Here is a 24,618-nt window from a genome sequence, read left to right as displayed (position 1 = left end):
CCCGTGGCTCAGTTTCACGCCGAAATAGCGCCACAACTACCCACTCGCCGGCAGGTCGCGACTTCTTCTGCACACGTGGCCCCTCCCCTTGTTTGCGAGTGGGCGCTCGTGGCTTGAGTTCCGCGTCGTTTCGCGCCACAAGCGCCCATCCGACTCGCCTAGGCCTGTGGAAAACGCACACGCGCGGATGCCGGATCCCGCAGACTCGGTCACCATGACGACCAGAGATCCTCTTCCTGCTCACGCCGTCGGCACCGCGTTCCTCAGCGGTCGACAGGGCGCCGCCGGCATTGCGGCCCGCGGGCGGCTTCGCGGACGAGACGTAGACAAGCCGTTCCGAGGCATCCGCTCCCAGGGCATCGACCTATCGACCATCCGCGGACGGTGCGTTGCGCTTACTCCCCTCCTCGGCTCCGAGCAAGCGATCAGCCACAGCACGGCGCTTGTGCTTTGCGATGCTCCGCTCCCGTCCACACTCGAACGGGACGACGCCGACCTGCACGTCAGCAGCACAGGGTCACGACGAAAGCGGCGCAAGGGAATAGCGTCGCATCGGCTTGACGGCGCATTCCCCACGACAGTCACCCACGACGGCATCCCGATCGTGACGCCGGCGACGGCCTGGTGTCAGCTCGCCGAGTACGGATCGCAGAGAGCGCATCGACTCGACATCGAACATATTGTGGCCGTTGGCGACTTTCTGCTGTCCGGCACGGTTGTTCCGGGTGGATCACGTATTCCCCCGCTGTGCACAGAGGCGGAGCTGCGCAGCGCGATCCGCGCTCATGCCGGGCGGCGCGGCGCGCTGATGCTGTCCGAGGCGAAGGGGTTGATCCGCGCCGGCGTCGACTCACCGCAGGAGACGCGGTTGCGTCTGCTGCTGGTGTGCGCTGGCCTGCCCGACCCCGTCATCCATCACCCTGTGATGACTCGGCTCAGCACGTTACATCCTGATCTGTCGTACCCGGGAATCCGCCTGGCGATTGAGTATGAGGGTGACCACCACCGCACTGATGACGCGCAGTGGCGTAGCGACTTCGAGCGTGTCCGCGCTTTGCAACAAGCCGGTTGGACGGTCATCCGCATCAACAAGGACGACCTCAATGACCCGATCCGCTCCCATGCGCTCCTCGCCCAAATTCGCGCGCTGCTCGCGAGCGGGTAGTTGTGGCTCGAAAATCACGCGAAACCCAGCCACAACTGGACACTCGCAAGGGGTGGGGAACGAAGGGCGAGGAGGAATCAGCGAGCGGCGGAATCGGCGTTGTAGCGGTCGAGGACCTCATTGATGGGGGCATCCAGGACCAGGCCGCCCTTGTCGAGGTAGAGTCCCCGCGTGCAGAAGCGACGCAGGTCGTGCTCCTTATGGCTGACGAAGAACAGCGTCCGCCCTTCGGCGAGCAGCTCGTCGATGCGCTGATAGCACTTGTCGCGGAATCCCTTGTCGCCGACGGCGAGCACCTCATCCACGAGCAGGATCGGCTCGTCGAGTTGGGAGATCACGGAGAAAGCCAGGCGCACCTTCATGCCATTGGAGAGGTGCTTGTACGGCATCTCCTGGAACTGCTCCAGCTCCGCGAAGGCGATGATGCTGTCGTACCGCCGAGTGACCTCCTCGCGCGGCATGCCGTGCAGACCCGCCATGAGGCGCACGTTCTCGCGCACCGTGAGATCGCCGACGAAACCACCGGTGAGTTCGATCAGCGGAGCGACACCGCCGTTAACGGAGACGGAGCCCTCGTCGGGCAGCAGAACACCGGCGACGAGTTTGAGCAGCGTCGACTTGCCCTGACCGTTGCGGCCGACCACGCCGATCGACTCCCCCGCCTGCACTGTGAAGGAAACGTCGCGCAGCGCCCAGAACTGCCCGGGACGGCTGCGCCGGGATGCACCGGCGAAGAGGTCTTTGAAGTTGCGCCGCCCCCGTCGGTTGCGGCGGAAGTGCACGCCCAGCCCCTTGACCTCGATCGCAGCAGTCATCACAGCTCCTTCAGCACGGGGCGCTCAAGTGTGCGGAACACCCATGACCCCAGCGCGAAGATGGCGAGGCTCATCACGGCCCCGATGAGCACCGTGGTCAGCTGCCATTCGCCGGGGAAGAACGCCATCCGATACAGCGTGAAAATGCCGGCCAATGGGTTGAACGAGGCGATCGTGTCGAACGGAGCGGGCAGATTCGAGACACTGTAGATGATGGGGGTCGCGTAGAACAGCGCACGCAGGATCAGCCCCGTCGTACGCTCCAGATCGGAGTACAGCGCACACAACGGTGCCACTAGTAAGCCGAGCCCCATGAGCAGGATGACCTGCAGCACAATGGCAACAGGGAACCACAGGATGCCCCAGCCGATCTGGACCACCTTGTCGGGGTTCGTCTCGACCAGCATGTTGATGATCACGAAGACGGCGAGCACGGGGAGAGCGAACAGGAACTCCAGGCCCTTGCTCAGCACGATCCGATTTATCCAGATCGACCGCGGGATATTCGTTGAGCGGACCAGGCGCGCGTCCTTCTTGAAGGCCCTCGTGAAGTCCGAGACCGAGGTGTTGAACCACACCCAGGGCAGCAGCGCGGTGATCAGGAAGATGATGTACGGATCCTGGCCGACGTCGCGCTGGAATACCTGCGTGAAGACGAACCAATAGATCAGGCTCATCACCAGGGGGTCGAGCACCGACCACAGGTAGCCGAGGAAACTCGTCGCGTAACGAACTTTCAGATCGCGACCAGAAAGCAGCCACAACGAATGCAGGTATCGCCGGGGCGTACCCGGCGCCCCGACAGCGGCGTGACTCACGGTTCTGAGTTTAGGCGAGGGTGTTGTTCCACATGGTCAGCGCCGAGCCGATTGCCATGTGCATGTCGAGATACTGGTAGGTGCCCAGACGTCCGCCGAAGTGAACGTCCTGCTCGCCCTTCTGCAGTTCGCGGTAGGCAAGCAGCCCCTCACGATCCGCCGGAGTGTTCACCGGGTAGTACGGCTCGTCCGTCTTCTCCGCGAAACGGGAGAACTCCCGCATGATGACCGTCTTGTCCGTGGGGTAGACGTCCTTGCGCTCCGGGTGGAAGTGCTTGAACTCGTGGATGCGAGTGAACGGGACATCCATGTCCGGATAGTTCATCACCGGAGTGCCCTGGAAATCACCAATATTGAGCACTTCCTGCTCGAAGTCCAGGGTGCGCCAACTCAGCTCGCCCTCGGCATAGTCGAAGTACCGATCCACCGGACCGGTGTACACGATCGGGACCTGCCCGACGAGCGCCTTACGATTCAGCGGCTGCGACTCATCGAAGAAATCAACGTTCAGCTTCACCTCAATATTCGGGTGATCCGCCATCCGCTCCAACCAGGCCGTGTACCCGTCCGTGGGCAAACCCTCCCACGTGTCACTGAAGTACCGGTTGTCGTAGTTGTAGCGGACAGGGAGGCGACTGACGATGTCACCGGAAAGCTTATGCGGGTCGGTCTGCCACTGCTTAGCCGTGTAATCACGGAAGAACGCCTCGAACAACGGACGCCCCACCAGCGCAATCCCCTTCTCCTCGAAGTTCGCCGCCGACTTCACGTCGTACTCCCCCGCCTGCTCACGGATCAGCGCACGCGCCTCATCCGGAGAATACGCAGCCTGGAAGAACTGGTTAATCGTGCCCAGGTTCACCGGCATCGGATACACAACACTCTTATGGTTCGTATACACCCGGTGCTCATAGTTCGTGAACGTCGTGAACCGGTTCACGTACTCCCACACCGTCTGATTCGACGTGTGGAACAGGTGCGCACCATAACGATGCACCTCGATCCCCGTCTCCGGCTCCGCCTCGCTATAAGCATTACCGCCGATGTGAGAGCGACGCTCGATCACAGTCACCTTACGGCCAGCATCCGCGGCACGCTCTGCAATGGTAAGGCCGAAGAAACCAGAGCCCACAACAAGAAGATCCATGGGGTACATCGTATCGGCGCAAATCTGTGAGCTTCACTATGCTGACCTCAGACAGCGCAATCTGAAGCGCTTACCCTGCGACCCAAAGGTACAAAAAACGATGTTCCTCCGCGCCCTGACGCTCTTTGCGAGCGCTGTTCTTGTCGGCAGCCTGATGGCTCCGACCGCCGCCTTTGCTGCTGAGCAACCGCCATCGGAAGATGCTCCCGTGACGATGAGCACAACAGGGTTCAACCCCGGTGTCACACGCTTGGCCGGCGCCAACCGATACGAGACTGCACTGGCTATCTCGAAGCGCTACTCCGCTGGCGTTCCTGCTGTGTTCGTCGCCACTGGAAGCAACTTCCCCGACGCGCTCTCGGCCGCGGCCGCGGCTTCGCTCGTTGGCGGGCCCCTCTTGCTGACGCCGGCCAATGCGTTGCCGAAGAACGTTCGTGCTGAGATCCAGCGACTCAAACCCCAGCAGATCTACGTCATCGGGGGCACGGGAGCGGTCAATGCTCAGGTCTTCAATGCGCTGAAGCCTCTCGCGCCGAAGATAACGCGTCTCGGAGGAACTGACCGGTACGAGACTGCGCGCACCATCATCAAGAGCGTGTTCAGCACCAGCAGCACAGCACTGCTGGCAACGGGGCGGACCTTCCCCGATGCGCTCGCTGCCACCGGGGCTGCCGGTCTGCTGGACGCACCTGTCGTCCTCGTCGACGGTGCAAGCTCCAAGATTCCGGATGCCACCGTGAAACTGCTGCGTTCATTGAATGTGCGCTCGGTCACCATTGCTGGTGGTCCCGGTGCCGTGTCAACGGGGATTGGCGCGCATGCCAGGGCCCTGGGATTCACCGTTCAGCGCCTGGGCGGTGCCTCACGTTTCGAAACAGCAGCGGCGATCAACGACGCGCACTTTCCGGCGGGCAGCAGCAACACGATGTTCCTGGCGACAGGCGCCAACTTCCCGGACGCCCTTGCTGGCGCAGCCCTCGCCGGCAGCCTCGGCGCGCCGGTGTATGTCACGCAGGCGAACTGTGCTCCCCCGGCCATCCGCGCTTCTGTCTCGCGTCTCGGCGCATCCAGCACTGTCGTACTCGGCGGCACCAGCGTTGTGAGTGATGCGTCCGCGAAGAATGCTAATTGTGCACCGCCCCGCCCCGTTGCACCGCCCCGCCCAGACCGCACGAAGCCGATCGACACCTGGAACTGCCCAGACTGGGCACGGATCAAGGGAAACGCAAGTTCGATGATCTACCACGTCCCCGGCGGCGCGTTCTACGAGAAGACGAACCCGGAGGAGTGTTTCGCGACCGAAGCGGCCGCCCAGCGGGCAGGCTACCGAAAGTCGAAGCGCTGAGGCCGATATCGCAAACGCACGGCGAGCACGAAGAATCTCAGGCAGAGAATCTAGACTGGCACTGCCATGACTCTGCAGATCTTCGTGCCCTTCTGGGGCGACCCTGACCTCCTGTTCGAGACGATCGATTCGGTGCTCGCCCAGCGCAATCCCGACTGGGAGATGACGATCATCGACGACTGCTATCCGGATGAGTCGATTCCGGAGCGGATGGCCGCGTACACCGACGAGCGCATCACCTATGTGCGCAACCCGAAGAACCTCGGCATCACCGAGAACTACCGTGAGGCGATTCGCCGGGCAACCAGCCAGTACATCACGATTCTCGGATGCGACGATCTGCTGCACCCGCATTACGTGGACGTCGTCACCGATGCCATCAAGCGGCATCCGATGGCCGACGTCATCCAGCCCGGTGTGAAGGTCATCAATGAGCATGGCACGACCATTCGCCCTCTCGCGGATCGCATCAAGCAGAGCCTGCTCACCCCGCGCGGAGGCGAAACGATCCTCACCGGAGAGCAGATGGCCACCAGCCTGCTGCGCGGCGACTGGCTGTACTGGCCGTCGCTGACATTTCGTACCGAGACGCTGCAGCGCATCGACTTCCGCGAAGGCCTCCCGATCATCCAGGATCTCGCGCTTCTGGTCGACATCGCACTCGACGGCGGCTCGCTCGTCTACACGCCGCCGGTCGCGTTCTCCTATCGCCGCCACGGATCAAGCGCCTCGCAGAAGACGCTGCTCGATGGCCGGCGGTTCCAGGACGAGCGCGCCTATTACGCCACCGCACGCGCTCTTGCAAAAGCCCAGGGCTGGCGGCGCACCGCCCGCGTTTCCCGTATCCGTCTCATGGGGCGTCTGCACGCGGTCACGGAGCTTCCTGGCGTTCTTCGGCACGGCAACCGCGCTGGACTAAAGTCGACTCTGGCTCATATCTTCGCGCTGTGACATGACCGCGGCGCCACGACGAGATCGCATCACTGGAGAGGTTCACCCCATGGCCGAACACCTGCTCATTACGGGCGGAGCCGGATTCATCGGCTCGCACCTGGCTCGCCGCTTCCAGCAGGACGGGCACACGGTGACCGTTTTGGACTCGCTGTCGCCGCAGGTGCATGGGACGGACCCTGCGACCACCTCTCCCCTGCTGCGCTCGCTCGATGGCGTCGCCCGTGTGATCGAGGGCACAGTCACATCGACCGATGACCTGCGCGGTGCGCTGAAGGATGCCACGATCGTCATCCATCTCGCAGCAGAGACTGGCACCGGTCAGTCGATGTATGAGATCGACCGCTACGTGAACGCGAACGTCGGTGGCACCGCGAAGCTGCTCGACATTCTCGCTAACGAGGAGCACACGGTGCGCCGAGTCGTGATCGCCTCGTCGCGCTCGATCTACGGCGAGGGCGCATATCGCACCGAAGACGGCCGGGTCATCTACCCCGGACACCGCGCCGATGCAGACATGGCGGCGGGCGACTTCGACGTGCACCACCCGGGCGAAGGCGCGCTCGAGCTCATCCCCACCGACGAGTCTGCGGCGTTGCATCCGTCATCCGTCTACGGCATCACTAAGCAGATGCAGGAGTCGATGGTCATGACCGTCGCCCCCACCATCGGCATCGAGGGAACCTCGGTTCGCTACCAGAACGTGTACGGCCCCGGCCAGTCGCTGAAGAACCCGTACACCGGCATCCTCTCGATCTTCTCCACCCTCATCCGCCAGGGCAAAGAGATCAACATCTTCGAGGATGGCGAGGAGAGCCGCGACTTCGTCTACATCGACGACATCGTCGAAGCCACCTATCTCGCAGCCACGCACCCGGCTGCGGCCGGTGAAGTCTTCAACGTCGGCTCCGGCGTCGGTACGACCGTGAACGAGGTTGTCGAGGCGCTGTTCGAAGGTCTCGGCCGCGAGGTCCCGACGCACATCTCCGGAAACTACCGCCTCGGTGACATCCGCCACAATATCGCCGACACCACCCGGATGACAGAACTGCTCGGCTTCACGCCGGCGGTGACGTTCCGCGACGGGGTAAAGAAGTTCGCCGAATGGGTTCTGACCGAACCTGTCGAAGAGGACTCCTATCAGCGCTCGCTCGATGAGATGGCCCAGCGGAATCTTCTGAAGTGAGTCGTCCGCTGCACGAGCCGCGAGAATTCCCCTACCGCGCCAACAGTCTGAACCTGTTCCGACTGATCCTGGCGTTCCTCGTGCTCGTCGCGCACGCTTTCTTCACCGCGGGCTACGACTGGTCGCCCGGATTCAACGGCGAGAATCTCGGTGGGTGGGCGGTCATCGGTTTCTTCGTCATCAGCGGTTTCCTGATCACACGATCGCGCCTGCGTACGGATGCCGGCACCTACCTCGTGCACCGCATAGCACGCATCATGCCGGCGTTCTTGGTCTGTCTGCTCGTCACCGCTTTCGTCTTCGCGCCGATCGCGATGCTCGCCACACACGGCACACTGTCCGGGTATCTGACCACCGGGCCCACTCCGCTGGAGTACATCTGGGGCAACCTGTTCCTGCACATCGATCACTACGGCATCGGTCAGTCGTTGAGCGCGGTCCCCTACGCCAACACGTGGAACGGCTCGCTGTGGACGCTGTACTTCGAGTTCATCTGCTATCTGATCGTCTGGGTACTGGGCGCTCTGGCCATCTTCCGCCGCTCGGTGCTGCTGGTCGCGGCGCTGTGGGCGGGGTCGGTCCTCGTGCGCATCGTCACCGCGATGGGAATCACCGGCGGCCTGAACGGTGACTTCGAGCTGCTCGCACGCCTGCTGCCGTACTTCCTCGGCGGATCCCTCATCTACCTCATCGTGCAGCGGTGGGGTTTCGTGCCGCTGATCGGCCTCGTGTCGATCCCGATCGCTGCGGTGCTCATGGTGTTCGTGCCCGTCGCCGGCGGACCGCTGGCCGCGCCGTTCCTCGGCTACGCGCTGCTGTATCTGTCGACGATCGTGCGCCAGCCGCAGTGGATAGCCAAAAACGACGTGTCCTACGGCTTTTACATCTACGCCTGGCCGATGCAGCAGCTGGTCTTGATCTTCGGCGGTGCACAGTTCGGCATCGTCGTGTACATCCTCATCACGACGGTCGTGACTGCTCTTCTCGCGACGGCGAGCTGGTTGTTCGTGGAACGACCTGTGATGCGCCTCGCACGCGGCCGCGCAGCGTCTCCGGCTCCTGCTCCGGCCTAGGCGCGGGCTCTCGCGCGCCGGCGCGCTTCACGCCACAGTCGCACCAGCAACAGCCGCGATTGCAGAGCCTGACGGACTCCGCGCGGGCGCTCGCTCGAAGCATTCGAATCGTGGATGCGGCGGCGCACGGTGGGCGCGGCGACATGGACCAGTTCCCCACAGGCGTTGGCGAGCGTGGCGAGCCACAGGTCGTGCGATTCGTCCAGATAGTCAGGGAACGGCAGGGCCGTAGCCAGGAAGTCGCGGCGGATCGCCATCGCGCACCCGAAGTAGGGAGCATCGCCCATCAGAATCTGCCGCTGGTTGTAAGCCGTGCGCGCGCCGTCCTCGGCGCGCAGCAGCCAGTCCCGCCCGGTGAGCGGCGAGCGCAACGGCGAATCGTCGCCAAGTAGGACGAGATTGGATGCTGCGACGGCATGGTCGAGCGTCGCATCCACCAACAATGCGCGACGGCCTGGCACCCAGATATCGTCCTGGTCGCTGAGCATCAGCACATCGCCGGTGGCCAGACCGAGCGCTTCTTCGAAGGTGCGCACGTACCCGCGGTTGTTTCCCCGCGGATGCACGCGCACGCGCGGGTCATCGACCGTTGACAGCAGCGCGACGGTGCTATCTGAGGATGCGTCATCGACGATGACGACTTCGTCCTGCGGTTCCAGCTCCGCGAGGATCGAGTCGAGCTGTTCCTGCAGGTAGGCGGCACCGTTGTAAGTCGCCATACACACGCTGACACGGACATCGCTCATGCGTTCTCCTCTGCGGCGTCAATGGGACGCACGGGGTGCTCGCGCAACGCCGTGCGCAGCACCCACAGCAGGTATCCGCCAACGCACAACTCAGAAATCGCAACGGCCCAGGCGACGGCGGGCACCGAGCCGAGGATCGCGAACAGGATGATCAGCGGGGCTCCGACGACCGCGCCGATCATGGTCGAAACGGCGAGAGCGCGCACCCGGCCGAGGCTCACCAGACTGGCGTAGCCGACCACGGCGGCAGTGGCGATGCCGACGAAAGCAACGCCCAGCGGCAGCGAGACCGACAGCGGCACAGAAATGGTGCCGACCGAGAGCAGCGTCGACGCCCAGGGGCTGAGGAACGCGATCAGCGTGCCGCCGATGATCCCAATACCCATGGCCGCGACGGTCGCGATGCGCATCCGCCGGGGACGCCCGCCATCGTTCGCCGGCACCCAGCTCTGGAAGAACTGTTGGATGGGCAGCAGCGCGATCGATGCATACCGGAACAGCTGGTTGGCCAGCGCAAACATCGGCTGCAACGGCCGCAGGAATATCCACACAGCGAGCATCGGCAGCGTGATGTAGAGACTGGTCACCAGTGTTGCCGAGACGGCATGCCGCTGCGTCGCCAGCAGGGTCTTCAACGGCGTGCGGTCTTCGAAGTCGGCATCCTGCGGCGAGCGATGCACGACGAGCGCGGAGATGCTCACCGCGGCCAGGTAGCCGAGCCCCTGGAAGACCAGGTATACCCAAAGCTCGTGAGTGAACCAGACCCCGACGAGCCCGAGCACACCGCCGATGACGATGGGCACGGTGTCGAAGAGTAGGAGCCGCTTCGGGCGCCCCTCGCCGGTGAAGTACCAGTTCGCACCGAGGTACGGCAGCAGGTAGACGGCAGCGCCGAGGATCGAGATGCCGATATCCCCGTGGGTGAGCGCGATCAGCAGCAGCGCGATCAGGGGGAAAACGCATGCGTACAGGACGGCGCGAGCCTGCAGCGAGCGGCGGAAAAAGGCAGGGCGTCGTTCCTCGGCGATGCTGGCGACGCTCGCCGCGCCCACCGCTCCCCACCCGAAGGCGACGAGAATGCCGCCGAACTGGGCGACGGTCTGGATGAGCACCAGCGTGCCCCACGTGGCCTCTCCGACAGTGTCGGTCAGCAATGGGATCGCGACGATGCCGAGCAGCGTCACGATGATCACCGAGACGGTAAAGCCGCTCAGTCGCCCCGCTACGCCGCGGATGCCGGCCGAGCTCACGCCTGCTCCCCCTCGAGCACAGGAGCCTCAAACACCGGAGCGTTCCAGATGATGGTCGCAGCGATCGGTGCGAGGCCTGCGGGCATCCGCCCCATCCGACCGCGGACGGCCGCAGAGATCGCCGCGCGGTACACCCGCCACAGCGCACGTCGCGGGCGAGCTACCCACAGTGCATTGACGAAATGGATGCCGTCGAGGAGGCTGTCGCGCAGAATCTGCTTCGGGGCAGCGAACAGGTACTCGCGGTTCAGGACGATACGGTTGCGCACCCGGTAGAAGTAGCGGAAAGGCGTGCTGAGTGTGGTCTCCGGCGGGATGCCCGGCAGGCGCACCGGGCGCCCGAACAGCTCACGCCGGTACTGAGTGCCCAGGGCATGCCCCAGACGGATGCCGCTGGCGGCGAGCACCGTGAAACCCGCACGGCGCAGCCGCAGCTCATACTCGGTGTCGACCAGATCGATGAAGAAGTCGGCCCGCAGGTCGCCTACGGCGTCGATGACGGATGCCGGAATCAGCATGCCCGACTGGATGACGTTCGCCGCGGGTGCGTACACCGGCGCGCTCTCGCCGCGCGCCTGGCGAACGGCTGCGAAGAATTCGGGGACGACGACGCCCACGTGCACGCCGTCAGCGCTCGCGGTCGCCGCAACGGCCACCAGCGTGGTGATGAAGCCGGCCGTTGCGACCGAATCCTGATCAAACGTGACAACTTGGCGGGCACCGCGGTCACGGGCAGCGCGAATACCGTCGTTCAGTGCCTGCGCGATACCGACGTTCTCCGACTCACGCACGACGATGACGCCGCGATCTGCCAGACGGACGAGTACATCGTCCGCGTCTGGTCCCGTGCCATCGTCGACGACGACGACACCGTCGACCTGATCGATGACAGAGGCCACCGCACGCTCTGCCGATGCACCCGGCCGATACGTGGAGAAGACCGCCCATACCGGCGCGTGGAGATTCGGTTTCATCGCCCACCTAGACTAGCCTCATTCGCTGATGCGAACCTCAGAACAGGAAGGCGCTCGATGAGTCCCGAACGCCGCCTCGGCGCAATCGTGCTGGCTGCCTACTCCCCCGATCCGGAGCTGTTCAGCGTCCAGCTGCGCTCCCTACAAACGCAGACCGTGCGCGATTGGGAGTGCATCATCTCCGTCGATGGTGAACGGGCGCCGGTGGCAGCACTTGTCGCCGAGCTCACCAACGCTGATGAGCGTTTCCGCGTCATCGGCGATGACTCTCGGCGCGGCTTCTATCTGAACTTCGAGCATGGCCTGCGGGCGGTCGCTGGGGATGCCGCGTGGATAGCGCTCTGCGACCAGGACGATCGCTGGGACGAGGACAAGCTCGAGAGGCTCCTCCCTCACCTCGATGACGTCTCGCTGATCTCGGGACAGGCACGGCTCGTGCAGCACCCGTCCGGCACCGTCACCGGTGTCACCGACCGCCAAGACCATGGCGCTGTGCTCACCATGCTGTCCAACCAATTCACCGGTTCGCTGTGCCTCTTCGATCGCGAGATTCTCGATGATGCGCTGCCGTTCCCCCGGGTGTCGACGCGTGTCGCGACCCACGACCATTGGCTGGCCGTCGTGGCGGGCGCGCACCGCGGAACGCGCATCGTCGACGACGTCGTACAGGATTATGTGCAGCACGATGCGAATGTCTTCGGTGACCCGAGCCGCCTGGAGAAGACCGGCATCGCCGCATCGGTGCGCAACGTCCTGGGCCTCGCCGAACGCTACGAAGGATCGCGATCGCCCCGGGCACTGGCGCGAATGACGTTCTGGACGTATGTCGGCTGGCGCCAGATCATGTTCGACACTCTCCAGGCGCGACGCAGTTCGATCGCCCCCGGCATGGATGCTCTGTTCGGTGCCGGACGACGCTGGGGCGCGCTGAACAGGCTGCTGCAGTCAGCTCAGCGAGACGGCGACGTGCCGCGGAGATTCGTGCTCGAGTATCGGGCGAGCTGGCTCGCCGGTGCGCTCAGCGGTGGACGTCGGGCCGCGGCTCGTATGGCCGCTCAGTCCTCTGACTGACCGCCGCCTGCCTGGTTCTCCCACTGCTGCATCCGACGGGAAAGATCCTCGATCTCGGCACGCTGCAGCGCGGACTCCTCTGCCAGCCGTCGGATCTCGTCCTCAGCGCTGCTGAGTTCCCACGACAGGTGAAATGTCACGCCGAGCAGCAGCAGCAGCGCAGCGGCGAACAGCAGGTTCGAGGGCAGCTGCACGCCGAGTAGTTGGGTGAGCCCCTCCCACATGCCCGGAAAGAGGCCAATCACCAGCACGACCAACGCGATCAGCAGCCACAGCACCGCGTACTTTTCGCGCAGGCGGCGGGTCAGCAGCATCCACAGCACGACGGCGATGATGACGGCGGCGAGGACGATTCCCGCGATGACGATCATGCTGCGCTCACTTTCGGCTCAGAGCGCCGAGCGGGATTTCGCATCACGGCAAGCAGCAGCGCGAAAGCCGAGCGGAACAGATAGACGGCGGCGCCGACCGGGTGCTGGCTGGGGTTGCCATGTGCACGCGGCCGCATCGCAACGGGGACCTGCGCAACGCTGAGGCCCGAATGCACAGCCGCGACAAGCGAGTCGATCGTGTCGCCGAGGTACTCGGCGGGGTAATAGCTGACGTACTGTTCGATCGCCCGACGGTTGGCTGCGCGGAAACCGCTGGTCACGTCTGTGAGTCGTGTCTTGGCGATTCGCGAGACGACACGGGCGAGAACCAGCATCGCCCAGCGGCGCGGGCCCCGCACGGTGTACTCGCCGACTTGAGCGAAGCGCGCACCGATCGAGATGTCTGCCTCGGCAAGACCGGCGAGAACGCGCTCGATATCGGCTGGGTCGTGCTGCCCGTCAGCATCCACCTGAATCGCGCGGGTGTATCCATGCCGTGCCGCATAGGTGAATCCTGTGCGCATGGCACCGCCGACACCGAGGTTGAACGGCAAAGACAGCACGACAGCACCCGCCTCGCGGGCGACGCGAGCGGTTTCGTCGGTGGAGCCGTCATCGATGACGACGACATCGAAGTCTGCTGAGGCCGCACGGATCTCTTTGACGGTGATACCGACGTTGCGGCTCTCGTTCCATGCGGGTACGAGCACGAGGACGCGATCTTGCCCTTGCGTCATTCCTCGGTCCCCTATCAGCTCAGCCGCGCCCACAGGCGATCACCTTATACAGTCTCGCATCGCCCTCGCTGTCGACCAGCTGCACGGCGGGTGAGTCTTGGAGCTCTTGCACACCGGGAAGCGGGTTCTCATCGTCTTCGTGAACCTCATCGGCACCGAAGTCCAGGACATAATCGACGCCGAGAGCATCGATAGCCGCACACACCTCGGGCATGTCGACGGCGTCGGCCAGGTGCTCGTTGATGAGCTCCAGATCGGGTGAGATGTCCATCAGCGCGTGCGGCATCAGCACCTGGCGATCCGCGAGGGCATAGGCGAGGCTCGCACCGGTATAGGCGCTTCCGGCGATGACGGCATCCTGCGGCACGATCTCATCCACCCGCTCCAACAGCGCTGTCTCATCAGCGGTGAGCAGGTAGGAGTCCTCATCGGCGCCGTAGACGTTGTTCGCCCAATCCTCGGCCTGAGGCGTGACCTGGATATGGAAGACGAGGAAGGCGATGACGGATGCTGCGATCGCGAGGGTCAGTCGCTTGGCTGCGGGTACCCGGCGCCGGCGTACGACGGCGGTGACGGCATCCGCTGTGCGCGCGATTCCGAGTGCTGCCAACGGCACCAGCGCAACGGCCAGCAGCGCAGCGAGACGCGGCCAGTTGTTGTACCAGCTGCCGGTGAGGGCATCGCGCAGGTTTCCCCAGGTCAGAGCCTCGGCGGCGACGAACAGCACCGCGCCGATGAACCACATGCCCGCTGCGATCATCACTTCGCCGCTGCGCTCACGCACCACCCAGTAGAGGCCGACCAGAATCGAGATGCCGACGAGCCAGGCGCCAGCCGGGTAGAACAGCGTCACTGTCAGCACCTGCCAGATGGCTTCGCCCATCCCCGACTCGGTCGGCCATTGGCGTGTTGCGAGCGGTGGACGCAAGGCACGCAGCAGCAGCACGCCGGCCGCCACGTAGACGAGCGCCGCGACGATCACCGCTATGCGCCTCGAGCGCGACGTCGATGCGCGCCAGTGCCGCACGCCGAACACGACGAACATCGGCGCACTCAGCGCGAGCCAACCGACGAATCCTCCGGGGTGAGCAAGGGTGAGCCCCGGCAGGGCACCGATCAGCACCAGAGCCCACCAGCCGGCAGGCAGACGCTTAGCGTGGTGTCCGATTCCCAGCAGCGATGCGGTTGCGGCAAGCGTCACCGGAAGAAGCGCGAGTGCGAGCTGGTACGGATACAGCACGCCGAAGTCCATCGGAAGCAGCGGGAAGGCGGGAACGGCGGCCGCGACGATCCCCGCGCCCACCATCACCGAGGGTGCCGAGCCGAGCAGCACGCGTGCCAGCAGTAGAGCGCCGACCGGCCAGACGACGACAGCAACCGAGAACGACATGGCGTTGATCACCAGCGGTATGCTCGCACCGCTCAGCTGCATCACGATCGCCGCCAGCGCGTGCCAGGCAGCCGGATAGAACGGGATTCCGCCACTCGGGCTCGTCATCTGGCCCAACTGCAGAGACGAGGCGATGCCGGTCTCGGTGATGTAGCGGATGGCGTTCAGATGGAAGATGTTGTCAAAAGTCTGCGAGATCGCATCAGGTGTACCGAGCACCCGGAAGATCAGCAGGGCGATGGCAAGGCCGGTCACAGCAAGCACGCCGAGCGTCCACCAGCGATACCGCCTCGGGAACCGCACGACCTCGCGTGAACCCGTCACTCGGCGGACGATGACGATCACCACACCGATCAGAACAGCAACGCCCAATGCGGGCACAACTGACCAGCGCATGCCGATCCAGCCGGCGACCGTGCTGCCGACGCCGGCGACGGTGGTGGAAAATGCCGGGGCCGCGGCAGCGGCCCAGAGGCCCCGCAACCCGATCAGTCGGGCGAGCGTCCAACCCAGAACCGCAAACAGCGCGAGCGCCACAAGCACCGGCCACAGTAATTCGAGCATCTCCACGAAGCGTTTACCTTCCTGCCGTGGCCACTGAACAGAATAGTCCGTGTGCTTGCGCCAGCCTGCGCATCGACTGCGAGCAATATGACACCATGGACACGTGAAAGGCATCATTCTTGCGGGCGGTTCTGGTACCCGGTTGCACCCGATTACGTTGGGTGTCTCGAAGCAGTTGATCCCGGTATACGACAAGCCGATGGTCTATTACCCGTTGTCGACGTTAATGCTTGCGGGCATTCGGGACATTCTGGTGATCACGACGCCGCATGATGCGGAGCATTTCGAGCGTTTGTTGGGCGATGGTTCGCAGTTCGGCATCAATCTGACGTTCGCGCAGCAGCCGTCTCCCGATGGGTTGGCTCAGGCGTTCACGATCGGTGCGGACTTCATCGGCGATGACAGTGTCGCGCTGGTTCTGGGTGACAACCTGCTGTACGGGCCGGGGCTGGGTTCGAAGCTGCAGAGGTTTGAGAACATCGACGGTGGTGCGGTGTTCGCGTACTGGGTCGCGGAGCCCGAAGCGTATGGCGTGGTCGAGTTCGACAGCGCAGGCAAAGCAATCTCTCTCGAGGAGAAGCCTGCTGTGCCCAAGAGCAATTTCGCCGTGCCTGGCCTGTATTTCTATGACAACGATGTTGTGGAGATCGCCCGGAACCTCGCGCCGAGTGCGCGGGGTGAGTATGAGATCACGGACGTGAACCGGGCGTATTTGGAGCGCGACAAGTTGCAGGTCGAGGTTCTTCCGCGCGGCACTGCCTGGTTGGATACCGGGACGTTTGATCAGATGACGGATGCTGCGGACTATGTGCGCACGATGGAGCGCCGCACGGCGTTGAAGATCGGTGTGCCCGAAGAAGTCGCGTGGCGTCAGGGATATCTCACCGATGACGAGTTGCGGGTGCGGGCGGAGAAGCTCGTGAAGAGTGGGTACGGCACGTACCTGTTGGATCTGCTCAAGAGAGGACACGTATGAGCCGTCTGCTTGTGACCGGTGGGGCCGGTTTCATCGGGTCGAACTTCGTTCACCATGTCATCGAGAACACCGATGACCATGTCACTGTGCTGGACGCTTTGACGTATGCGGGCAACCGTGAGTCGCTGGCGGGACTGCCTGCGGATCGGGTCACGTTCGTGCATGGCAGCATCACGGATGCACCGTTGGTGGATGAGCTGTTCGCGACCACGGATGCGGTGGTGCACTACGCCGCCGAGTCCCACAACGACAACTCCTTGGATGATCCGCGCCCGTTTTTGGACACGAACATCATCGGCACGTACACGCTGCTGGAAGCCGCCCGGAAGTATGACACCCGGTTTCATCACATCTCCACGGACGAGGTATATGGCGATCTGGAGCTGGATGACCCGGAGCGGTTCACCGAGACCACCCCGTACAACCCCTCGTCACCGTACTCGTCGACCAAGGCCGGCAGCGACCTGCTGGTGCGGGCGTGGGTGCGCTCGTTCGGGGTGCGCGCGACGCTGTCGAACTGCTCGAACAACTACGGTCCGTACCAGCATGTGGAGAAGTTCATCCCGCGTCAGATCACGAACGTGATCCGCGGCATCCGTCCCAAGCTTTACGGGGCCGGGGAGAACGTGCGCGACTGGATCCACGCCGATGATCACTCCTCTGCCGTGCTCACGATCCTGAACAAGGGTGTGAACGGGGAGACGTATCTCATCGGTGCGGACGGGGAGAAGAACAATAAGGACGTTGTCGAACTGATCCTGACCATCATGGGTCAGCCCGCCGATGCGTACGAGCATGTCACCGACCGGGCAGGTCATGACCTGCGCTACGCGATCGATTCGACCAGACTGCGCACCGAGCTCGGGTGGATGCCCGCGTTCGCCGACTTCGAAGCAGGCCTTGCCGCAACGATCGACTGGTACCGGAACAACGAGTCCTGGTGGGCGCCATCCAAAGACGCCACCGAAGCCTTCTACGCAGGAAAAGGCCAGTGAGCGAGATTTTTGGCAAGCAGCTGCAGCAGATCGAGACCACGATTCCGGGTCTGGTGCTGTTCGACCTGCCCGTGCATGGTGATTCGCGAGGCTGGTTCAAGGAGAACTGGCAGCGCGAGAAGATGACCGCACTGGGGCTGGAGGACTTCGGTCCCGTCCAGAACAACATCTCCTTCAACGACGCGATCGGCACGACCCGTGGCATCCATGCCGAGCCGTGGGACAAATGGGTGTCCGTTGCTACCGGCCGGATCTTCGGCGCGTGGGTGGACCTTCGTGAAGGGCCCACGTTCGGCGCAGTGTTCACTGCCGAGATCGACCCGTCACGAGCGATCTTCGTCCCGCGCGGCGTGGGCAACTCCTATCAGACGCTCGAAGAGAACACGGCGTACGCGTATCTGGTGAACGACCACTGGTCGCCCGATGCCGAATACGCGTTCCTGAACCTCGCCGATGAGACTGCGGCGATCGAGTGGCCGATTCCACTCAGCGAGGTGGAGATCTCCGAGAAGGACAAGGCCCACCCGCGTCTGGCTGAGGTATCTCCGGTCTCTCCGCGAAAGACACTCGTCGTCGGCGCTGGCGGACAGCTCGGCCTCGCGCTGCGCGGGCGTCTCGGCAATGCCGCACACATCGAGTACGTCACCCGTGCTGAGCTCGATGTCACCTCTCCCGATCTCGTCTCCGCACGCCGCTGGCGCGACTACGGCACGATCATCAACGCTGCCGCATACACGGCCGTTGATGCAGCCGAGACAGCAGAAGGCCGTGCGGCCGCGTGGCAGGCGAACGCAGCATCCGTCGCCGCGCTCGCCCGCATCGCCGATGCGAACGGCATCACGCTCGTGCACGTCTCCAGCGACTACGTGTTCGATGGCAGCTTCGACGGCGCCTATACCGAGGATGCGGCGTTCGCGCCGCTGGGCGTATACGGACAGACCAAGGCGGCCGGCGACATTGCGGCTGTCACCGTGGCCCGCCACTACATCGTGCGCACCTCGTGGGTGATCGGCGAGGGCAACAACTTCGTGCGCACCATGGCATCGCTCGCCGAACGCGGCGTCGATCCGAAGGTCGTCAGCGACCAGATCGGCCGGCTCTCATTCACCACCGACATCGCCGCTGCCATCCAGCATCTGCTGGATTCGGGCGCCGCGTACGGCACGTACAACGTCACCAGCAGCGGTGAGCCCCGTTCCTGGGCCGACATCGCGCGCGAGGTCTACCGTGTCACCGGCCACGACCCGGAGCGTGTCAGCGACGTCACCACCGCGGATTATTTTGCGAATGCAACCACGCCGGTCTCGCCACGCCCGCTGAACAGCGTCCTCGATCTGACGAAGATCACCGCGACCGGGTTCCTTCCCCGTGACGGCGCAGAAGCACTGGCGGAGTACCTCGGCTGCTAGGCCGTGTGATAGGTCCACGCATCGTCGTTAGAACGGTGCGTTTCCTTCGCCGTCGTGCCACGGATTCTCGGGTGTAACCGGGCCCTGCACTCGCAGTGCGACATCTTCGAAGGTCACATGCCCGGTCACGCCCGGCGCGCGATCAACGTAGACGTGGCCGATCGGGCTGGTCCACTCCAAAACACCACCTGGGAGCTGTTTAACCTTCCACGGGGTGTGGTGCTTCGTGACATGGTGCCGGCGACACTTGCCCGAGAGGTTGTCGATGTCGGTTGCGCCGCCCAGGGCATGATCAACGGTGTGGTCGTCGTCGGTTTTGCGGGCGGTGATCCGGCATCCGGGAAATCGACATCGTCGATCCCGGGCCCGGAGGTGTCTTCGCATTTCTTCGCTCGGGCGATATCGGTCAACGGCGAGAACAGCCCCGCTGATCGGATCTGTCATCACCCGATCCCATCCGGGTGCGTTTCCGGCGAGAATACGTGCCGTGTCGGGATCGATCGGACCAACACCCTCCAGATGTGCCGGCGGTGCCGTGTCGTTTAGATCGGTGAGCGTGAGCAGAGGAATCGTCACCTCGACAAAGGCTTGAATGGCACCCAAGAGGCTGTCCCCGGCGTCGTGTCCGGTGGGAGTGCCAGTCAGCAGCAGGTCAGCGGCGATATCGGCACGAATCTCTCGGAGCGTCCGGGTGTCCGGTGTGAAGTCTGGATCGCCCGCGTGTTCTTTCGCCGCGCGGTCGTTCTCTTTCTTCTTTGCGAACGCCATCTGCGTGAGACGCTCGAAGATCCCACGGATCACAGCAGTGGAACCAGAGATTCCGAGGTCGCTCTGCCCGTCCTCTAACGTGCGTGTCCAGACGCCGCGCTTCTTACGAGCCTCGGCATGACGATCAGCGAACGATGTTTCACGGAACCGCTCCGAGAGCTGCTTCGCATACGGACGTAGCCGGTTCGGAGATTCCTCGAGCGCTCGAGCAAGTACCGCCTTCTCGTAAGCTGCGCGCTGTGACGCATCTTCAATCGGAGCCCCCGCCTCAGTGATCACTCGGACATGAGCGGCGGAGATTTCTCCCCTACTGAACGCCGCGGCCGTAAGCGGGAAATTATCACGAAGCAGGGCGGCATCGCCCATCTGCGCCTCAATGGTGCGGTCGGAGACCCGTATTGCCGCGCCGATCTCGGCTGCGACGGCACGATGAGCGAGTTCTCGGGACTTCAGATCAGTGATGTCTTCGTCATGATCAGCAATGGTGTCGGCCGTGGCCAGCAACGAGGAACGCAGCGCGTTCATCTGCTGGATCGTGCGCTCAACGGTGATCAGAGTCGACACGACGTCGCCGAGGAGCACCTGCTGCTCCGGGGCCGTCATCGTCGATTCGGTCATAACTTCATTGAACACCGGGCCACGGACATTGCACTTTCGACGATGTGCGAGAAGGCGACTGACTCCATACCAAAGGCTAAACGACTAGCCTTCGGTATGATCGCGTGATGACCACGAATGGGGTCCCGGCTTTCATCGCGAATGCCCCTGTGGAACTTGCTGCCGCGACGCTCGCGCTGGCAGATGATGCAAGCCAGGAGCTGGCACGGTTCGACACCGAAGCGGGCATGATCGCTGCGCCCTTCGCGGCAATCCTGTTGCGTAGTGAGTCCGCATCCAGCTCAGAAGTGGAGAACCTCACCTCCAGTGCCAAGCAGGTGGCCCTCGCCGAGATCGGAGAATCGAGGTCCAGTAACGCACAACTGGTTGTTGCGAATGTTCGTGCCATGAACGCAGCTATCGCCCTGTCAGACAGACTCGATGAGAGCTCGATCCTCGCCATGCAGGATGCGCTGCTGCGGGATACTGCACCAGAGTTCGTCGGCCGGTGGCGGGAACAGCAAGTGTGGATCGGCGGCGGGAACATATCTCCGCATGCCGCGATATTTGTACCACCACATCAGAGTCGGGTTCCTGCTCTGATCGCTGACATGGTCGGCTTCGCACGGCGCACCGATGTGCCCGTGCTCGCGCAGGCGGCGATCGCGCACGCACAGTTCGAGACGATCCATCCCTTTCCTGACGGCAACGGTCGAACCGGGCGCGCACTCCTGCAGGGAATGCTCCGTCATGGCCGGCTAACTCGCAATGTCACTGTGCCGGTCTCCGCGGGGCTGTTGCAGGACACCGACGCGTACTTCGACGCGCTCACCGAGTATCGGGCAGGCCGCCCGGACGTCATCGTGGCGATCGTCGCTGAGGCGGCATTCGCAGCTGTGACAAATGGCCGCGCGCTCGTGAACGATATTCAGACCGCAGAGAAGCACTGGGACAGTCAGGTCATCGCTCGGAGCGACTCTTCGGTGCACCTGGTGAAGAAGTACTTGCTGCGTCAGCCAGTCGTGAACACGAAGACCACGGCAGCCGAACTGGGAATCAGCGAGGTCGCAGCGCAGGGGGCGATCGACCGGCTCGTCGATGCCGGCATCCTCACCAAAATCAGCACGGGCAGGCGGAACCGCATCTGGCAAGCACCTGAGGTTCTCGCCGCACTCGATGCGTTCGGCGCGAGGGCGCGACGCCGGCGCGGCTGAGACGCTACCGGACGCCGTCTACTCAGGCAGCGGTGCCGACGACGATGCGCGGCGTGCCGGCCCACAGGTCGGCATCCGTCGCCGCGCGACCATCGACAAGCAGCTTCACACCGGGCAGGGCCGCTGGCGCAAGCTGCTTGTACTCGGCGTGATCCGTCTGCAGGACCGCGAGATCCACCTCGCCGCCCATCGCATACGGCTCAAGGCCAAGGGCACGCAGTTCGTCGTCGGTGTACAGCGGGTCATGGACAACGACATCCGCACCACGATCCTTCAACGCGGCGACCGTCGGGAAGACGCCGGAGAACGCCGTCTCCTTCACTCCCCCGCGGTATGCAGCGCCCAGTACGACAGCACGCTGTCCGGTGAGATCCCCGAGGATGCCCGCAGCCTGGGCAACCAGACGCTCGGGCATCGACGCGTTCAGCTGGCGGGCAACGCGGACGATGTCAGCATCCGGGTCTGTCGACAGGTAAAGGCGCGGATACACCGGGATGCAGTGACCACCAACGGCGATCCCTGGACGGTGGATGTGGCTGTAGGGCTGGGAGTTGCACGCCTCGATCACCTTGTAGACGTCGATACCGTTGGCCGCGGCGAACAGGCCGAACTGGTTCGCCAGCCCGATGTTGACGTCGCGGTATGTCGTCTCGGCGAGCTTCGCCATCTCGGATGCTTCCGTGGTGCCGAGGTCCCACACGCCGTTGGGCCGGGGAAGGTCGGGCCGCTCGTCGAACTGCAGCACGGCCTCATAGAACTCGCGAGCCAGACGATTGCCCTCATCCGACAGCGCACCGATGAGCTTGGGGTACTTGCGCAGGTCGGCGAAGACACGGCCGGTGAGCACACGCTCCGGCGAGTACGCGAGATGGAAGTCCACGCCCTCGGTGAGGCCGGATCCGGATTCGATCATCGGCTTCCAGCGGTTGCGCGTGGTGCCGACAGGCAGGGTCGTCTCATAGGAGACGAGGGTGCCAGGAGTGAGGTGCTCGGCGAGGGATCGCGTCGCAGCATCCATGTACTTGAAATCGGGCTCCCACGTCTCGTCGTCGACGAAGACGGGGGCAACAAGCACGACAGCATCCGCACCCGGAATCGCTTCGGCGTAGTCGGTGGTGGCTCGCAGACGGCCAGCAGGGATCAGCTCGGCGAGCTTCTCCTGCAGGTGGGCCTCGCCAGGGAACGGCTCGAGACCTGCGTTGATCGTGTCAACGGCCTTCTGATTGACGTCGACGCCGATCACATCATGCCCCGAAGAGGCGAACTGGACGGCGAGGGGAAGCCCGATCTTTCCAAGGGCGACGACAGCAATGCGCATGGGTTCTATTCTAGGCGCGCGATCAGCGATGGGCTGGGCGGGCACCCCGCCGCGCTCGTCACGAAACCGATCAATAGTGCGGCGCAGCCGGGAGTCCGAAGTACTGTTCCAGGGTGTGGAAGCCACCCGCCTTGTAGTCGGTTGCCAAGGCAGCGCCGACATAGCGCAGATGCCACGGTTCACTCATGTATCCGGCGATGTGCTGGTAGCCAGGCTCGTAGCGGACGATGAACCCGAAACGATGCGCGTTGTCGTTGACCCAGCGACTCTGCGGTGTGCCGCCGAACCCATAGATACTTCCGCATCCGTTGCCGCAGGCGACGACATCGATGGCCATGCCGCTCTGATGCTCGCTGAATCCTGGCCGAGCAGTGTCGATCTCGGCCTGAGCTATGCCCTTGCGACGGACAGCACTGTCGAACAGCTGCTGCTGGTACGAGTACGAACGATGTGCGCTGGCATTCCCCATCGCGCCCGCCCCCTCTGCGCTCGCGTGCGCGAAGAGCTGTTCGAGAGCTCCGGCCGCTTCCCGACGCATCCACCCTCCGCCGACGTTACGCACGTTGACAGGACGCATATCGGCCGGTTCATGGGACGACGGAAGCGGACGCTTCTTGTTCACGACCAGCCAGGGGCTGTGGGGATCCGTCGTGCTCAAGCAGCCGTGCTGGTTGCCGACGAGACCGCGGAGTGCACCGACGCCGCCAATCAGGGTTAGCGTCTTGACCGATGGCTGGCTGGTAATTCTGGCTGTCGTTGTTGATACGCAGTACGGGATCGTGAGCACGACGGGTGCTCCGCGCCGCGCCGCCAGCGGGATCGCCGAGATCGCGTCAGGAAAATCAGTGCCGGTGGCGAGAAGCACTTCGTCGATCACACCGAACTCGCCCGCAACCACGGCGCTGGTCTCGTAGCGGTCCGCTCCGCCCAGTCTCGACGGCTTCGCCCCGGTGACGGCAGCTGCTTCCTGTGCCAATGCGCTCGAGAGCGCACCCTGCCCACCGATGACTACGAGCCGTGATGCTCCGAGCTTCCCCAGCGTCTGCTTTGTCGCGGCGTCCAGGCGCGGCAGTGCCGGGTCGATGAGCAACAGCGGTGCGCTCTTCGCCGCGGCGAGAGCGCCGCCCGAAACGGCATCGGCGAACGTGCGTCCGGCCGTGACATAGACAGTGCCCGTGCCGTTCGGGAACCCCTGTTCCACCACCAGTCGCGACGTGTCATAGCGATCGGCTCCGCCGGTTCGTGTCACAGTCGCCGCATAGCTCTTCAGCTGATCGCCGACGCTTCTCGAGATCACACCTGTGCCGCCGACGATGACGATCTCCTTTGGCGACAGCCGACGGAGCTCATCGATCGTCGCGCGCGGCAGCCCGTTGTTGTGCGCAAGCAGCACCGGGGCGTTGCGTACAGTCGCCACGGGACCGGCGCTCAGGCTGTCGGCGAACGATGCCCCTGTGGTGACAAATACCACCTCCACCGCCTTCGGATCGCCGAAGGCCGCCTGTGAGACCGCGGCGGCGGTCTCGTAACGGTCTGAACCGGCGATCCTTGATGCCGCGGTGCCCGCATACGCCGGTGTCGACACCACCGCCGCCGCGCTCGAGATGATCAACGCGCTCAGCACAAACGCCAGGACACGCGCTTTCGACATTTCAGCCTCTCCACGGCGCGGCCTTCTGGTCGCCACAGCCATCCGACACGCTAACAGCATCGGCGTCGTCACAGCGGTCCCCACCAG

General features: G+C 64.0%; 22 protein-coding genes. 10 read left to right on the top strand and 12 right to left on the bottom strand.

Going from position 1 to position 24,618, the window contains the following annotated elements; all coding sequences use genetic code 11:
- The first annotated feature begins 214 nt into the window (after positions 1-214).
- Positions 215-1,165: an endonuclease domain-containing protein gene (locus tag ACW5CM_RS04255; protein ID WP_457124264.1), complete on the top strand. Its 951-nt coding sequence runs from the start codon at positions 215-217 to the stop codon at positions 1,163-1,165.
- Positions 1,166-1,242: 77 nt separating this feature from the next.
- Here ACW5CM_RS04255 and ACW5CM_RS04250 read toward each other — a convergent pair whose 3' ends face one another.
- Genes ACW5CM_RS04250 through glf form a run of 3 tightly spaced genes read right to left on the bottom strand, consistent with a single transcriptional unit; the run spans position 1,243 to position 3,945 of the window.
- A complete protein-coding gene (locus ACW5CM_RS04250) occupies positions 1,243-1,980 on the bottom strand; it encodes an ABC transporter ATP-binding protein (protein WP_438253522.1) in 738 nt (245 codons plus the stop codon).
- Positions 1,980-2,798 carry an ABC transporter permease gene (locus tag ACW5CM_RS04245; RefSeq protein ID WP_438253521.1) on the bottom strand — a complete coding sequence of 273 codons (819 nt, stop codon included), beginning with the start codon at positions 2,796-2,798 and terminating at the stop codon, positions 1,980-1,982. Before ACW5CM_RS04245 ends, ACW5CM_RS04250 begins: the two co-directional genes overlap by 1 nt.
- 10 nt (positions 2,799-2,808) lie before the next feature.
- A complete protein-coding gene (gene glf, locus ACW5CM_RS04240; RefSeq protein ID WP_438253520.1) occupies positions 2,809-3,945 on the bottom strand; it encodes a UDP-galactopyranose mutase in 1,137 nt (378 codons plus the stop codon).
- Between the two features lie 214 nt (positions 3,946-4,159).
- Here glf and ACW5CM_RS04235 point away from each other — a divergent pair, with 214 nt between their 5' ends.
- From ACW5CM_RS04235 to ACW5CM_RS04220, 4 genes are all read left to right on the top strand, one after another.
- The gene (locus ACW5CM_RS04235; RefSeq protein ID WP_457124360.1) at positions 4,160-5,290 is read left to right on the top strand and encodes a cell wall-binding repeat-containing protein; all 1,131 of its coding nucleotides are present in this window, start codon (positions 4,160-4,162) and stop codon (positions 5,288-5,290) included.
- 66 nt (positions 5,291-5,356) lie between these two features.
- Complete coding sequence (locus tag ACW5CM_RS04230; RefSeq protein ID WP_438253518.1) at positions 5,357-6,241, top strand: glycosyltransferase family 2 protein; 885 nt, start codon at positions 5,357-5,359, stop codon at positions 6,239-6,241.
- A 49-nt stretch (positions 6,242-6,290) separates the two neighbouring features.
- The gene (locus ACW5CM_RS04225; protein ID WP_438253517.1) at positions 6,291-7,427 is read left to right on the top strand and encodes an NAD-dependent epimerase/dehydratase family protein; all 1,137 of its coding nucleotides are present in this window, start codon (positions 6,291-6,293) and stop codon (positions 7,425-7,427) included.
- Positions 7,424-8,500: an acyltransferase family protein gene (locus ACW5CM_RS04220; RefSeq protein WP_438253516.1), complete on the top strand. Its 1,077-nt coding sequence runs from the start codon at positions 7,424-7,426 to the stop codon at positions 8,498-8,500. Before ACW5CM_RS04225 ends, ACW5CM_RS04220 begins: the two co-directional genes overlap by 4 nt.
- On the opposite strand, the gene ACW5CM_RS04215 is transcribed toward ACW5CM_RS04220, so the two are convergent.
- The 3 genes from ACW5CM_RS04215 to ACW5CM_RS04205 are packed head-to-tail and all read right to left on the bottom strand — an operon-like array spanning position 8,497 to position 11,470.
- Positions 8,497-9,246 (bottom strand): glycosyltransferase, encoded by a 750-nt coding sequence (locus ACW5CM_RS04215; RefSeq protein WP_438253515.1) that lies wholly within the window; start codon positions 9,244-9,246, stop codon positions 8,497-8,499. The two genes, ACW5CM_RS04220 and ACW5CM_RS04215, sit on opposite strands and share 4 nt — an antisense overlap.
- Entirely contained in the window at positions 9,243-10,496 is a 1,254-nt protein-coding gene (locus tag ACW5CM_RS04210) for a lipopolysaccharide biosynthesis protein (RefSeq protein WP_457124263.1), read from the bottom strand. The genes ACW5CM_RS04215 and ACW5CM_RS04210 overlap by 4 nt, the downstream gene beginning before the upstream one ends.
- A complete protein-coding gene (locus ACW5CM_RS04205; RefSeq protein ID WP_457124262.1) occupies positions 10,493-11,470 on the bottom strand; it encodes a glycosyltransferase in 978 nt (325 codons plus the stop codon). Before ACW5CM_RS04205 ends, ACW5CM_RS04210 begins: the two co-directional genes overlap by 4 nt.
- Before the next feature lie 57 nt (positions 11,471-11,527).
- Here ACW5CM_RS04205 and ACW5CM_RS04200 point away from each other — a divergent pair, with 57 nt between their 5' ends.
- Positions 11,528-12,541 carry a glycosyltransferase gene (locus tag ACW5CM_RS04200; RefSeq protein WP_439254870.1) on the top strand — a complete coding sequence of 338 codons (1,014 nt, stop codon included), beginning with the start codon at positions 11,528-11,530 and terminating at the stop codon, positions 12,539-12,541.
- Here ACW5CM_RS04200 and ACW5CM_RS04195 read toward each other — a convergent pair.
- Genes ACW5CM_RS04195 through ACW5CM_RS04185 form a run of 3 tightly spaced genes read right to left on the bottom strand, consistent with a single transcriptional unit; the run spans position 12,526 to position 15,603 of the window.
- The gene (locus ACW5CM_RS04195) at positions 12,526-12,912 is read right to left on the bottom strand and encodes a DUF2304 domain-containing protein (RefSeq protein WP_438253511.1); all 387 of its coding nucleotides are present in this window, start codon (positions 12,910-12,912) and stop codon (positions 12,526-12,528) included. The genes ACW5CM_RS04200 and ACW5CM_RS04195 overlap by 16 nt on opposite strands.
- Positions 12,909-13,649, bottom strand: coding sequence for a glycosyltransferase family 2 protein (locus ACW5CM_RS04190; protein WP_438253510.1), 741 nt, complete (start codon positions 13,647-13,649; stop codon positions 12,909-12,911). The genes ACW5CM_RS04195 and ACW5CM_RS04190 overlap by 4 nt, the downstream gene beginning before the upstream one ends.
- Before the next feature lie 19 nt (positions 13,650-13,668).
- Positions 13,669-15,603, bottom strand: coding sequence for a DUF6541 family protein (locus ACW5CM_RS04185; protein WP_457124359.1), 1,935 nt, complete (start codon positions 15,601-15,603; stop codon positions 13,669-13,671).
- Between the two features lie 103 nt (positions 15,604-15,706).
- Between ACW5CM_RS04185 and rfbA the strand changes: the two genes are divergently transcribed.
- Genes rfbA through ACW5CM_RS04170 form a run of 3 tightly spaced genes read left to right on the top strand, consistent with a single transcriptional unit; the run spans position 15,707 to position 18,983 of the window.
- The gene (rfbA, locus tag ACW5CM_RS04180; RefSeq protein ID WP_439254871.1) at positions 15,707-16,579 is read left to right on the top strand and encodes a glucose-1-phosphate thymidylyltransferase RfbA; all 873 of its coding nucleotides are present in this window, start codon (positions 15,707-15,709) and stop codon (positions 16,577-16,579) included.
- On the top strand, positions 16,576-17,574 hold the full coding sequence (rfbB, locus tag ACW5CM_RS04175; RefSeq protein WP_457124261.1) for a dTDP-glucose 4,6-dehydratase: 999 nt from the start codon (positions 16,576-16,578) through the stop codon (positions 17,572-17,574). The genes rfbA and rfbB overlap by 4 nt, the downstream gene beginning before the upstream one ends.
- Positions 17,571-18,983 carry a sugar nucleotide-binding protein gene (locus ACW5CM_RS04170; protein ID WP_457124260.1) on the top strand — a complete coding sequence of 471 codons (1,413 nt, stop codon included), beginning with the start codon at positions 17,571-17,573 and terminating at the stop codon, positions 18,981-18,983. Before rfbB ends, ACW5CM_RS04170 begins: the two co-directional genes overlap by 4 nt.
- Before the next feature lie 27 nt (positions 18,984-19,010).
- Here the strand turns inward: ACW5CM_RS04170 and ACW5CM_RS04165 are convergent, their stop codons facing one another.
- The gene (locus ACW5CM_RS04165) at positions 19,011-20,369 is read right to left on the bottom strand and encodes an HNH endonuclease signature motif containing protein (protein ID WP_438253506.1); all 1,359 of its coding nucleotides are present in this window, start codon (positions 20,367-20,369) and stop codon (positions 19,011-19,013) included.
- 107 nt (positions 20,370-20,476) lie between these two features.
- Between ACW5CM_RS04165 and ACW5CM_RS04160 the strand changes: the two genes are divergently transcribed.
- The gene (locus ACW5CM_RS04160) at positions 20,477-21,562 is read left to right on the top strand and encodes a Fic family protein (RefSeq protein ID WP_457124259.1); all 1,086 of its coding nucleotides are present in this window, start codon (positions 20,477-20,479) and stop codon (positions 21,560-21,562) included.
- Positions 21,563-21,584: 22 nt separating this feature from the next.
- Here ACW5CM_RS04160 and ACW5CM_RS04155 read toward each other — a convergent pair whose 3' ends face one another.
- Both ACW5CM_RS04155 and ACW5CM_RS04150 read right to left on the bottom strand, forming a co-directional pair.
- Positions 21,585-22,880 (bottom strand): nucleotide sugar dehydrogenase, encoded by a 1,296-nt coding sequence (locus ACW5CM_RS04155; protein ID WP_439254876.1) that lies wholly within the window; start codon positions 22,878-22,880, stop codon positions 21,585-21,587.
- Between the two features lie 70 nt (positions 22,881-22,950).
- Positions 22,951-24,531 carry a cell wall-binding repeat-containing protein gene (locus ACW5CM_RS04150; RefSeq protein WP_457124258.1) on the bottom strand — a complete coding sequence of 527 codons (1,581 nt, stop codon included), beginning with the start codon at positions 24,529-24,531 and terminating at the stop codon, positions 22,951-22,953.
- Positions 24,532-24,618: the final 87 nt, after the last annotated feature.

This window comes from Microbacterium wangyouchuni (genome assembly GCF_054072595.1).
Note: the sequence above shows the minus strand (reverse complement) of the source record. Positions and strands in the feature narration are given on the sequence as shown.

Coding starts and splice junctions, on each gene's coding strand:
- ACW5CM_RS04255 (WP_457124264.1), top strand. CDS start 215: ATGACGACCAGAGATCCTCTTCCTGCTCACGCCGTCGGCACCGCGTTC.
- ACW5CM_RS04250 (WP_438253522.1), bottom strand. CDS start 1,980: ATGACTGCTGCGATCGAGGTCAAGGGGCTGGGCGTGCACTTCCGCCGC.
- glf (WP_438253520.1), bottom strand. CDS start 3,945: ATGGATCTTCTTGTTGTGGGCTCTGGTTTCTTCGGCCTTACCATTGCA.
- ACW5CM_RS04235 (WP_457124360.1), top strand. CDS start 4,160: ATGAGCACAACAGGGTTCAACCCCGGTGTCACACGCTTGGCCGGCGCC.
- ACW5CM_RS04230 (WP_438253518.1), top strand. CDS start 5,357: ATGACTCTGCAGATCTTCGTGCCCTTCTGGGGCGACCCTGACCTCCTG.
- ACW5CM_RS04225 (WP_438253517.1), top strand. CDS start 6,291: ATGGCCGAACACCTGCTCATTACGGGCGGAGCCGGATTCATCGGCTCG.
- ACW5CM_RS04215 (WP_438253515.1), bottom strand. CDS start 9,246: ATGAGCGATGTCCGTGTCAGCGTGTGTATGGCGACTTACAACGGTGCC.
- ACW5CM_RS04205 (WP_457124262.1), bottom strand. CDS start 11,470: ATGAAACCGAATCTCCACGCGCCGGTATGGGCGGTCTTCTCCACGTAT.
- ACW5CM_RS04200 (WP_439254870.1), top strand. CDS start 11,528: ATGAGTCCCGAACGCCGCCTCGGCGCAATCGTGCTGGCTGCCTACTCC.
- ACW5CM_RS04195 (WP_438253511.1), bottom strand. CDS start 12,912: ATGATCGTCATCGCGGGAATCGTCCTCGCCGCCGTCATCATCGCCGTC.
- ACW5CM_RS04190 (WP_438253510.1), bottom strand. CDS start 13,649: ATGACGCAAGGGCAAGATCGCGTCCTCGTGCTCGTACCCGCATGGAAC.
- ACW5CM_RS04185 (WP_457124359.1), bottom strand. CDS start 15,603: ATGCTCGAATTACTGTGGCCGGTGCTTGTGGCGCTCGCGCTGTTTGCG.
- rfbB (WP_457124261.1), top strand. CDS start 16,576: ATGAGCCGTCTGCTTGTGACCGGTGGGGCCGGTTTCATCGGGTCGAAC.
- ACW5CM_RS04165 (WP_438253506.1), bottom strand. CDS start 20,369: ATGACCGAATCGACGATGACGGCCCCGGAGCAGCAGGTGCTCCTCGGC.
- ACW5CM_RS04160 (WP_457124259.1), top strand. CDS start 20,477: ATGACCACGAATGGGGTCCCGGCTTTCATCGCGAATGCCCCTGTGGAA.
- ACW5CM_RS04155 (WP_439254876.1), bottom strand. CDS start 22,880: ATGCGCATTGCTGTCGTCGCCCTTGGAAAGATCGGGCTTCCCCTCGCC.
- ACW5CM_RS04150 (WP_457124258.1), bottom strand. CDS start 24,531: ATGTCGAAAGCGCGTGTCCTGGCGTTTGTGCTGAGCGCGTTGATCATC.